This window comes from Salegentibacter sp. UBA1130, assembly GCF_002311535.1.
GTDB lineage: Bacteria > Bacteroidota > Bacteroidia > Flavobacteriales > Flavobacteriaceae > Salegentibacter > Salegentibacter agarivorans.
Genome location: NZ_DCAP01000006.1, coordinates 160,846 through 171,262 on the forward strand (window position 1 = coordinate 160,846; position 10,417 = coordinate 171,262).

Annotated in this window: 8 protein-coding genes; 3 read left to right on the forward strand and 5 right to left on the reverse strand. The window is 37.9% G+C overall.

Features of this window, described 5'->3' with window-relative positions; translation table 11 throughout:
- Positions 1–420: 420 nt before the first annotated feature.
- From B4F31_RS02000 to B4F31_RS02020, 5 genes are all read right to left on the reverse strand, one after another.
- Complete coding sequence (locus B4F31_RS02000) at positions 421–1,374, reverse strand: transketolase family protein (protein WP_286760497.1); 954 nt, start codon at positions 1,372–1,374, stop codon at positions 421–423.
- A 104-nt stretch (positions 1,375–1,478) separates the two neighbouring features.
- Positions 1,479–2,324, reverse strand: a complete 846-nt coding sequence (locus B4F31_RS02005) for a transketolase (RefSeq protein ID WP_414706115.1) — start codon at positions 2,322–2,324, stop codon at positions 1,479–1,481.
- A 3-nt stretch (positions 2,325–2,327) separates the two neighbouring features.
- Complete coding sequence (fsa, locus tag B4F31_RS02010; protein WP_075325786.1) at positions 2,328–2,984, reverse strand: fructose-6-phosphate aldolase; 657 nt, start codon at positions 2,982–2,984, stop codon at positions 2,328–2,330.
- An 18-nt stretch (positions 2,985–3,002) separates the two neighbouring features.
- Positions 3,003–4,949 carry a sialate O-acetylesterase gene (locus B4F31_RS02015; protein ID WP_286760498.1) on the reverse strand — a complete coding sequence of 649 codons (1,947 nt, stop codon included), beginning with the start codon at positions 4,947–4,949 and terminating at the stop codon, positions 3,003–3,005.
- Positions 4,950–4,981: 32 nt separating this feature from the next.
- Complete coding sequence (locus B4F31_RS02020) at positions 4,982–5,701, reverse strand: NUDIX hydrolase (protein WP_093303472.1); 720 nt, start codon at positions 5,699–5,701, stop codon at positions 4,982–4,984.
- 146 nt (positions 5,702–5,847) lie between these two features.
- Between B4F31_RS02020 and B4F31_RS02025 the strand changes: the two genes are divergently transcribed.
- Genes B4F31_RS02025 through xylA form a run of 3 tightly spaced genes read left to right on the forward strand, consistent with a single transcriptional unit; the run spans position 5,848 to position 10,282 of the window.
- Positions 5,848–7,446: a sugar porter family MFS transporter gene (locus tag B4F31_RS02025; protein ID WP_286760499.1), complete on the forward strand. Its 1,599-nt coding sequence runs from the start codon at positions 5,848–5,850 to the stop codon at positions 7,444–7,446.
- Positions 7,447–7,466: 20 nt separating this feature from the next.
- A complete protein-coding gene (locus tag B4F31_RS02030; protein ID WP_093303478.1) occupies positions 7,467–8,960 on the forward strand; it encodes a xylulokinase in 1,494 nt (497 codons plus the stop codon).
- A gap of 5 nt (positions 8,961–8,965) precedes the next feature.
- A complete protein-coding gene (gene xylA / locus B4F31_RS02035; protein ID WP_093303482.1) occupies positions 8,966–10,282 on the forward strand; it encodes a xylose isomerase in 1,317 nt (438 codons plus the stop codon).
- Positions 10,283–10,417 lie beyond the last annotated feature (135 nt).

Sequence of the window (10,417 nt, forward strand, 5' to 3'; positions counted from 1 at the left end):
AAAAAATGGTTTAAAATTCCTCGATTTTCAAATGATTTTGAAGCAAAAAACCGCTAATTCTCAACTCAATTTTCAAGAATTTGTGTTTCTATAAAATTGGTTTCGATTATTCTAATTTGGTTAATGAGAAATGAAGATTATTTGAGACGGTTGAAAAAAAAATTATGCCCGGATTTTTACCTTAAGAATAACGAAAAAAGATGATTTGTCAATAATAGGGGTAGAAGACAACTTGAAATATTTTTTACGGATGAAATGTACTTTGAAGGTAATTAATAAGGCAAGCATTTAGGTGATCAAAAATGATTGAAGAAATAAAAGAACCAGGCCTGCTTCCTACTTTTCGCTTTAGAATTTGGACATAAAAAAAGCCAATGAAAATTTAATTCATTGGCTTTTTTAAGATAAATATGGAAGAAACTACTTCCTCTTAATTACTTTTTCAGCTGCTTTTAAAATAGCCTCTGAATTTAAACCGTATTTTTCAAATAATTGTTCCGGGGTACCGCTTTCTCCAAAAGTATCCTGGGTGGCCACAAACTCTTGTGGTGCCGGATTATTTTCGGCTAAGGTGCGGGCAACGCTTTCTCCAAGTCCGCCAAGGAAGTTATGTTCTTCAGCAGTTACCACACATCCGGTTTTCTTAACCGATTTGATAATGGCTTCTGCATCTAAAGGTTTTATAGTGTGAATATTAATCACATCAGCACTAATTCCTTTTTCTGACAGTTTTTGTGCTGCCTGTATCGCTTCCCATACCAAATGGCCGGTAGCGATAATGGTTACATCTTCCCCTTCATAAAGTTGAACGGCTTTCCCAATTTCAAACTTTTGATCTTCAGGAGTGAAATTAGCTATTTTTGGCCTTCCAAATCTTAGGTAAACCGGGCCTTCGTGCTCAGCAATAGCCAAAGTTGCGGCTTTGGTCTGGTTAAAATCGCAGGTGTTTATTACCGTCATTCCCGGTAACATTTTCATAAGACCTATATCTTCCAGGATCTGGTGTGTAGCACCATCTTCTCCCAAAGTTACTCCAGAGTGAGAAGCACAAATCTTCACGTTTTTCCCTGAGTAAGCAATAGATTGACGAATTTGGTCGTAAACCCTTCCCGTTGCAAAATTGGCGAAAGTTCCTGCGAAAGGAATCTTTCCACCAATGGTAAGACCTGCAGCCATTCCCATCATATTGGCTTCGGCAATTCCTACCTGGAAGAAGCGCTGCGGATTTTCATCAATAAAATCCTGCATTTTAAGCGATCCTACAAGGTCGGCACAAAGTGCTACTACGTTAGGATTCGTTCGGCCAAGCTCGGTAAGTCCCGCACCAAAACCGGAACGGGTATCTTTTTTTCCTGTATCTGTATATGTTTTCATTCTAAATTTTATTGTCATTTCCACTTTTCTGGAAATCTATATTGTTTTATCCATTCCCCTTAAAATATCAAATTCCTCCCCTTCGGGGAGGCTAGGTGGGGCTTTTAATAATCTCCTAAAGTTTCAGGATTTTGAGAAAGCGCAGTTTCTAATTGCTCGTCATTAGGCGCTTTTCCGTGCCAGGCGTGGGTGTGCATCATAAAATCTACACCATTACCCATTTCCGTTGTCATTAGTACGCAAACCGGTTTTCCTTTTCCGGTACGGGATTTGGCTTCAGTTAATCCATCAATTACCTGTTGCATATCGTTACCATCTTCAATCTCCATTACATCCCAACCAAAAGCTTCAAATTTAGCTTTCAGGTTACCCATTGGTAAAACGGTTTCTGTACTTCCGTCTATTTGCTGGCCATTTACGTCTACCGTTGAAATAATATTATCAACTTTATTTCCGGCAGCATACATAATGGCTTCCCAGTTTTGGCCTTCCTGTAATTCACCATCTCCGTGAAGCGAAAATACTAAATGGCTATCCTTATTCAGTTTTTTAGCCTGAGCAGCTCCAAGAGCAACCGACATTCCCTGGCCCAGTGATCCTGAGGCAACACGAATACCCGGCAGGCCTTCGTGCGTTGTAGGGTGACCCTGTAACCTGGAATCTATAAGTCGGAAAGTATTTAATTCATCTACAGGAAAATAACCACTACGAGCTAAAACGCTATAGAAAACCGGGGAAATATGACCGTTGGAAAGGAAGAAAAGGTCTTCGTCTTTCCCGTCCATGTTAAACTCGGGTTTGTGTTCCATAATTCCGCCCTGGTACAAAGCGGTGAAAAATTCTGTGCAACCAAGCGAACCTCCCGGATGTCCCGAATTCACTTTGTGAACCTGTCTTAAAATATCTCGGCGAACCTGGGTCGCAAAATCTTCTAATTTTTTAATTTCCATAATCTATACATTAAATGATTTAGCGTCTTCTAAAAATTTCGCAAGTCCGCTATCAGTAAGTGGGTGTTTCAATAAGCCATCTATAGAAGATAGTGGTCCTGTCATAACATCGGCACCAAGTTTAGCACAGTTAATTACGTGCATAGTGTGGCGAATAGACGCTGCAAGAATTTCAGTTTCAAATCCGTAATTATCATAGATAAGTCGGATATCTGCTATCAGGTCTAATCCATCGGTAGAAATATCGTCCAATCTTCCCAGGAAAGGTGAAACATAAGTTGCTCCAGCTTTTGCTGCAAGTAAAGCCTGCCCGGCTGAAAATACTAACGTACAATTGGTTTTTATTCCTTTATCTGAAAAGTATTTTATGGCTTTTACACCTTCCTTAATCATAGGAACTTTTACAATAATCTGTTTGTGCAATTTCGCAAGTTCTTCCCCTTCGCGTACTATTCCGTCAAAATCTGTTGCTACCACTTCGGCAGAAACATCACCATCTACAATTTCGCAAATATCCAGGTAATGCTGAAGAATATTATCTTTACCGGTAATACCTTCTTTTGCCATTAAAGACGGATTAGTTGTTACTCCATCTAAAACGCCCAGATCCTGCGCTTCTTTAATCTGATCTAGATTTGCTGTATCAATAAAAAATTTCATCTCAAGTTTAGTTTTTAATTATTTTTCTTTAGTTAATTCTATTTCAAATGGGACAGCCGGTAAATCTTCCTGGTTATAAAGATTGGCGTTCCCGGGATTATTAGCCCAGGCATATCTTACTACACCCGGATTTTTAATTTTATTACTATAAATTTTCAAAGTATTATCATCTATTACCTCAGCTTTGGCTTTATAAAAATTCTTACCATCTTCTGAAATTGTAAAACCGGTAGGTTGATTTCCATTTTTAATTTTCCAGCCTGATTTTAAATTCTCAAAATTGACTAAAACAACTCCATTTTTGGTTTCCCAGGCTGAAGGTGCGGGACCGGAACTAATAATATCTTCATTATATATTAGTTTTCTAGCTTCAAGCGCTAATCTATTCCCTACGTCTTTTTTATTTAACGGGTGAATATCGTTCCACTCCCCAAGGTCTATAGTTACGGCCATCCCGGTATTAGGGACATTCAGGTTTGTTTTTCTTTGTACCTCTCTCATTTTAGCCCAGCTACTTTCTTGTGGCTCTGTGGATTCTTCCATAAAATTTGGCAGTTGCACCAAAAGAAATGGCAATTCGGGATCCTCAAAGTGCTTACGCCAGCTTTTTATCATCTTCGGAAATGTTTCTGAATAAAGATCTGGATCATCAGTATCAGATTCTCCCTGGTACCATAGAACCCCTTTCAATTCGAAATTTGTTAAAGGAGCTATCATTGCATTAAAAAGTCCGCCAGATTTCCACCTAATAAAGGTTTGTCCCGGGGTATTTGGCATTGCAGCTGCCTGCTTAAACTTCCAGGTTCCATCAATATCCAGTGTATCTTTAACTAATATTAAATGATAAGGTTTATCTTTTATAAAACCTGTAGGGCCGCCATTATTTACCAAACGAACTACAATTTCATTCTCACCTTCTTTTAATAATTTTGCATCAAACTTATATTTTCTGGGCGGATATTGATAACCGGTATGCCCCACCTGCTTTCCGTTTACATAGGCATAATCCATATCTACCAGTCTTCCCAAATGCAACTTCACGGTATCAGATTCAGGTAATTGGGAAATATTTACAGTTTTTGAAAACCAGGCTACTCCGGCACTATCATTTCTATCTTCTGCTGAAACAAAACCCGGAATTTCAATCTCCGTCCAGGATGTTTTATCAACATCGGTCTTAAACCATTCTTCTTGTAAACCGGTATCTTTTTTATTTAAATCGCTATACCAGCTATTAATTGCTTTTTGTTCAGCATTCACTACCGAATCTAAAAAAGCCTGATTCCCCCATTTTAAATGTTCTTCGTAAAACTGCGGAAACTCTTTTAAAGCTTCTTTATCCATCCAGGCTGAAACCGAGGAACCTCCCAGCGCTGAATTGATAAGCCCAATAGGCACTTCCTCTTTTTCATAGATCGCTTTGGCAAAGAAATACGCCACTCCAGAAAATTTAAGTATGTTTTCTTTATTTACCTCTTTCCAGGATCCTGAGGATAAATCCTCATTTTCCTTAGAAAACTCATACTCATCAGGCACTTCAAATTGCCTGATTTTAGAATTGTCTGCATTTTTAATTTCATATGCATAGGTATCTGCCAACCTACCCATTGGTAGTTCCATATTAGATTGGCCAGAACATAGATACACATCTCCAAACAAAATATTTTTAACCTCAACATTATTCGAGGCATTAAATGACATAGTATAAGGCCCTCCGGCTTTTTGAGCGGGAAGTTTAATTTCCCATTTACCATTTTCATTGGTCTTTGCCGTAAAATTTTTACCCTGAAATTGTAGCGTTACAACTTCTCCATTAGCGGCCCAACCCCAAATTTTAAGCTCTGTATCTCTTTGGAGCACAACATTATCGCTTATTAATTTAGGCAATTTAATTTGTGCAAATGTAAATCCTACACTTACAAAAAATAAAACTACAAATAATTTCTTTTTTAGATCCAGCCTCATAAAAATTTTTAGGTTTTAGCGATAATAATTAATTAGAATTCAAAATTAAATCCTTTACGGGTAAGGTTTTGGTAAATTTCTTCATCAAACCTATATAGTTTGGCCGCCCTATGGGAGACCCCGGTTTGTTTACCTCCCGCCTCCTGTAAAAGTTTCATTTTTAAAAATTTTCTTCTAAAATTACTTTTATCCATTTCCACATCTAATATTTCAGTATAAAGTTGCATCAGCTGGAGCAAAGTGAATTTTTCCGGAAGTAAATTAAAACCAATAGGGGCGCGTTTTACTTTTCCGCGTAGACGGTTTAAACTGGACTGCAAAATTTCATTATGATCGTAAATAAGATGGGGAATATCTTTTATTCTGTACCATTTTGCTTCTGAAGCGGTAAAACCGGCTTTAACCTTAAAATCTTCTCTATTTATTAAAGCATAATAGCCTACGGTTATAACACGTCCCAGCGGAAATCGGTCTGGCTTACCAAAGGTTTTAACCTGTTCCAGGTAAATATCTTTTACCCCGGTTAATTCTGAAAGCAACCTATCGGCAGCCACATCTATATCTTCTTCCTTTTTAATCCAACCACCGGGAAGACCCCATTTCCCTTTACTAATACCTTCGCCGTGTTGTACCAGTAAAACCTCCAGGTAGCCTTTTTCAAAACTAAACACACAACAGTCAATCGTTATGGAACTCATAACTTCTGCTGCAGAAAGATCATTTGTAGGTAAAAATGGCAAAGGGTTTTTCATAAGTGTATACAATAGGTATCTTTATAAAGATATAGACAATTTTTAGGCTTTATTTTTACTATCCTACTTTAATTAAGCCTTGTAAATTGCTAATATAAAAAAAAATAACTATACTTGTAGTCAAATAAACCATAAGATATCTATAAATGGCAAAATTAAATAAGAGTGGTATTGTTTTAATCACCATAGTAGCAAGTCTTGGAGGCTTATTATTTGGGTATGATACGGCAGTAATTTCTGGAGCCGTGGGTGCTCTTGAAAATTATTTTATTGGAGCATTAGAAACTGATAAAGACCTTGCAATAGCTGCTATCTTTCAGTTTAAAGTAATTATTAGTATTTGTGTGCTGGCGCTTGTAATTTTATTCAGCTCATTTCTACTCAAATTTTTCAGTAAATCCAAAGCCTATCTTATTATTGGGCTTTTTGTGCTTATAGGAGGTGCAGTTTACTACTTTCAATTTTTAACGCTGCCAGGGGTTTTAACCGAAAACTTAAAGAATTCCATCCTCGGGTTTATGGTAAGTAGTGCGCTTGTGGGATGTATTATTGGAGCCTCACTTGGAGATAACGTTGCAAATTCTATAGGAAGGCGAAACGGACTCCTTATAGCGGCTATGCTGTTTGTACTTTCTGCAATAGGCTCAGCCTACCCCGATACTATGAATATCTTCTTTGGAGATTCACTTTCCGCTTTTATTGTTTATAGAATTATAGGAGGAATGGGAGTTGGTTTGGCAAGTATGCTGGCACCGCTTTATATTGCTGAAATGGCACCGCCTAAAATACGCGGAAAACTAGTTAGTTTCTACCAGTTAGCTATTGTGAGCGGGATGATGGTGGTTTATTTTGTAAACTATTTTATTGTCCAGGGGCAAACCGAAAGCTGGATAAACACTTCTGGCTGGAGATATATGTTCCTTTCTGAAGGAATTCCTGCTACTATTTTCTTCCTTGCCCTACTTTTAGTGCCTAAAACCCCAAGGTTCCAGGTAATGAAAGGCAATGAAAAGGATGCTCTTAAAGTTCTTTCCAATTTAAATGGCCCCGAAAAAGCACCGGGTGTATTAGAAGAAATTAAAAAGTCTTTTGGCAAGAAAAAGGCCCACTGGCTTTATTTTGGAGGAACCGTGGTCGTAATTGGTTTACTCTTATCTATTTTTCAACAATTTGTGGGTATAAACGTAGTACTGTATTACGCCCCCGAAATTTTTAGAGGAATGGGTATGGAAACCGATGCTTCTATGCTACAAACCATTATTGTAGGTGCCATTAATATGATCTTCACAGTAGTGGCAATTTCTACCGTAGACAAGTTTGGCCGTAAAAAATTAATGATGATTGGTAGTGCTGTTATGGCGCTAAGTATGATTGGCCTTGGATTCGCACTTTACCTGGAAACAACAGGAATTACGGCACTAATGTTTATGCTTTTCTACATCGCAGCATTCGCTATGTCCTGGGGTCCTGTAGTTTGGGTATTATTATCTGAAATTTTCCCAAATTCAATAAAAGGAGTTATGGCAGTAGCTGTAGCCGTACAATGGCTTGCTAACCTGGTGGTATCGTGGACATTCCCAATGATGAATAATAATTCAGATTTGGTAGCGATGTTCAACAATGGTTTTCCATACTGGATCTACGGAATAATGGCGATCCTTTCCGGCTTGTTTATTTGGAAATTCGTACCGGAAACCAAAGAGAAAACACTTGAGGAAATGGAAAACATTTGGATCTCAAAATAAAATAAATCAAGAATTAACGTATGTATTTTTTAGGAATAGATTTAGGAAGTTCTTCAATCAAATTATCGGTTCTCGATGCTGAAAAAGGAACAACTATAGCCTCGGCTAAAGTTCCAGAATTTGAAATGGAGATCGCCGCCCCTCAATTTGGCTGGGCCGAACAAAATCCAGAAGATTGGTGGGAAAATGTAAAGAAAGGATTTAGCATTCTTAGAGATAAAAAAGGCGTAGACCTTAAAAAAATTAAAGGAATTGGTATCGCCTACCAAATGCATGGGCTCGTTTTAACCGATGATAAACTTAACCCGGTAAGGCCTTCAATTATTTGGTGCGACAGTCGCGCCGTAGAAATAGGAGATGAAGCCTATAAAGCCATTGGTGAAGAAATTAGTAAAAACCAGATCCTGGGTAGCCCGGGGAATTTTACTGCATCTAAACTGAAGTGGGTAAAAGAAAATGAACCCGAAAACTTCAAGAAAGCTTCTATTATGATGTTGCCAGGAGATTATATCGCGGCAAAACTTTCTGAAACTCCTCAAATAAGTACTTCAGGTTTATCTGAAGCCGCTTTGTGGGATTTCTCTAAAGGAAAATTAGCCACTGAAGTTTTGGATAAAATGGGACTTTCAGAAGATTTTATCCCTGAAATTGTTCCTAGCTTTGGAGATCAGGCCACGGTAAGTTCAGCTATTGCAAATGAACTTGGACTGGATCCCGACACAAAAATCAATTACAGGGCTGGAGACCAACCCAATAATGCTTTTTCACTTAACGCTTTAAAGCCGGGAGACATTGCTACAACAGCAGGAACTTCGGCAGTAATGTACGCCGTGAGTGCAGAAAACACGTTTGATCCAGAAAGCAGGGTAAACACCTTCCTACACGTAAATAATACCGAAAAGGCTAAACACAACGGAGTTCTTTTATGCATCAACGGTTCTGGAATTCTTTACCAATGGTTACGTAAAATAATTTCAGTGGGCAGGGAAGAACTTATTCCCTATGAAAAATTAAACGAAGAAGCTGCTAAGGTAGAACCAGGCAGTAAAGGTCTCCGCTTCTACCCTTTTGGAAATGGTGTAGAACGAATTTTCAGCAATAAAGAAGTAAATTCTGGTATAGAGAATCTTAATTATAACATTCACCAACCGGCTCATCTTATAAGATCTGCTTGTGAAGGAATTGTTTTTGCTATGAACTACGGTTTTGAGGTAATGCAATCTATAGGTGTGGAAGGAAAAGTGGTAAGAGCCGGGAAAGACAATCTTTTTTTAAGTCCGGTTTTTAGAGAAATTTTTGTCAATACCACCCAAACTACTTTAGAACTTTACAATACATCTGGTGCAGAAGGTGCTGCCCGTGGTGCCGCGGTAGGTTATGGATTTTATAAAGAATTTGACGACGCATTTACAAGTTTAAAATGCCTGGAAAGAATGGAGCCTGATCCCAAATTAAGTAAGCAGTACCAGGGGATTTATCAAGAATGGAAACAGAATATTAAAATTAAAGAATAATAATTATGAGTAACAACAAATTTTTTAAAGGAATAGATAAAATTCAATTTGAAGGCAGGGATAGTAAAAACCCATTAGCCTACAAGTGGTACGACGAAAATAAAACAGTAGCCGGAAAAACGCTTAAAGAGCATTTAAGGTTTGCGGTGGCATACTGGCATACCTTCAATAATAAAGGTGGAGATCCTTTTGGAGCAGAAACTGAAACTTTTGAATGGGACAAAAAGGAAAATGTAATAGATCGTGCCAAAGATAAAATGGATGCCGCTTTTGAATTCATTGAAAAACTTGGAATTCCTTATTACTGTTTTCACGATATAGATGTAGTAGACGATTGTTCTTCGCTTTCTGAATTTGAAAAGCGTATGGAAACTATGGTAGACTATGCTAAACAAAAGCAACAGGAAACCGGGATTAAACTACTTTGGGGAACATCCAACCTGTTTAGCGATCCTCGCTATATGAATGGAGCTTCTACTAACCCAGATTTTAATGTTGTTGCTCGTGCCAGCGCACAGGCAAAAATAGCAATAGATGCTACCATTGCCTTAAATGGTGAGAATTATGTATTCTGGGGAGGCCGTGAAGGTTATATGAGCCTTTTAAATACCGATATGAAGCGTGAGCAGGATCACTTAGCACAATTCCTTACTACTTGTCGTGATTATGCCCGCAAACAAGGTTTTAAAGGAAATTTCCTTATAGAACCAAAACCAATGGAGCCTACAAAACACCAGTACGACTATGATACCGCTACTTCTATAGGATTCTTAAAGAATTACGGACTGGAAAAAGATTTCAAAATAAACATTGAAGTAAACCACGCTACCCTTGCAGGCCATACTTTTCAGCACGAATTACAAACCGCAGTAGACGCCGGGATGTTAGGAAGTATTGATGCCAACCGTGGAGATTACCAAAATGGATGGGATACCGATCAATTTCCAATAGATGTGTATGAAATTACCGAAGCTATGTTAGTAATCCTTGAAGGAGGAGGAATTCAGGGTGGAGGAATCAATTTTGATGCGAAAGTAAGAAGAAATTCTACCGATCTTGAAGATAAATTTATAGCGCATATTGCCGGTATGGATGCTTTTGCACGCGGACTAATCGCTGCAGATAACGTATTACAAAACACCGATTATAAAAAGCTTAGAAAAGAGCGTTATGCATCTTTTGATAGCGGTAACGGAAGCAAATTTGAAAATGGAGATCTTTCTCTTGAAGAAATTAGCAAAATAGCTAAAGAGCTTGGCGAACCAAAACAAATAAGCGGCAAGCAAGAATTATACGAGCAAATTATTGCCAATTCGTATTAGGAATTCGGCTTAATTAAACCTTATAATAAATCCTCTGAAACTCGCTTTCAGGGGATTTTTTTTAATTAATGAGTTTGTAGAATCAACTCCGTTTAAAGAATCTTTTTAAATCAAAAGAGGCCGTCTAAAAAGTAT

What these genes read in the sequence shown, in the direction of transcription:
- fsa (WP_075325786.1), bottom strand. Translation starts at nt 2,984, where the DNA reads ATGAAATTTTTTATTGATACAGCAAATCTAGATCAGATTAAAGAAGCG.
- B4F31_RS02025 (WP_286760499.1), top strand. Translation starts at nt 5,848, where the DNA reads ATGGCAAAATTAAATAAGAGTGGTATTGTTTTAATCACCATAGTAGCA.
- B4F31_RS02005 (WP_414706115.1), bottom strand. Translation starts at nt 2,324, where the DNA reads ATGGAAATTAAAAAATTAGAAGATTTTGCGACCCAGGTTCGCCGAGAT.
- xylA (WP_093303482.1), top strand. Translation starts at nt 8,966, where the DNA reads ATGAGTAACAACAAATTTTTTAAAGGAATAGATAAAATTCAATTTGAA.
- B4F31_RS02030 (WP_093303478.1), top strand. Translation starts at nt 7,467, where the DNA reads ATGTATTTTTTAGGAATAGATTTAGGAAGTTCTTCAATCAAATTATCG.
- B4F31_RS02015 (WP_286760498.1), bottom strand. Translation starts at nt 4,949, where the DNA reads ATGAGGCTGGATCTAAAAAAGAAATTATTTGTAGTTTTATTTTTTGTA.
- B4F31_RS02020 (WP_093303472.1), bottom strand. Translation starts at nt 5,701, where the DNA reads ATGAAAAACCCTTTGCCATTTTTACCTACAAATGATCTTTCTGCAGCA.
- B4F31_RS02000 (WP_286760497.1), bottom strand. Translation starts at nt 1,374, where the DNA reads ATGAAAACATATACAGATACAGGAAAAAAAGATACCCGTTCCGGTTTT.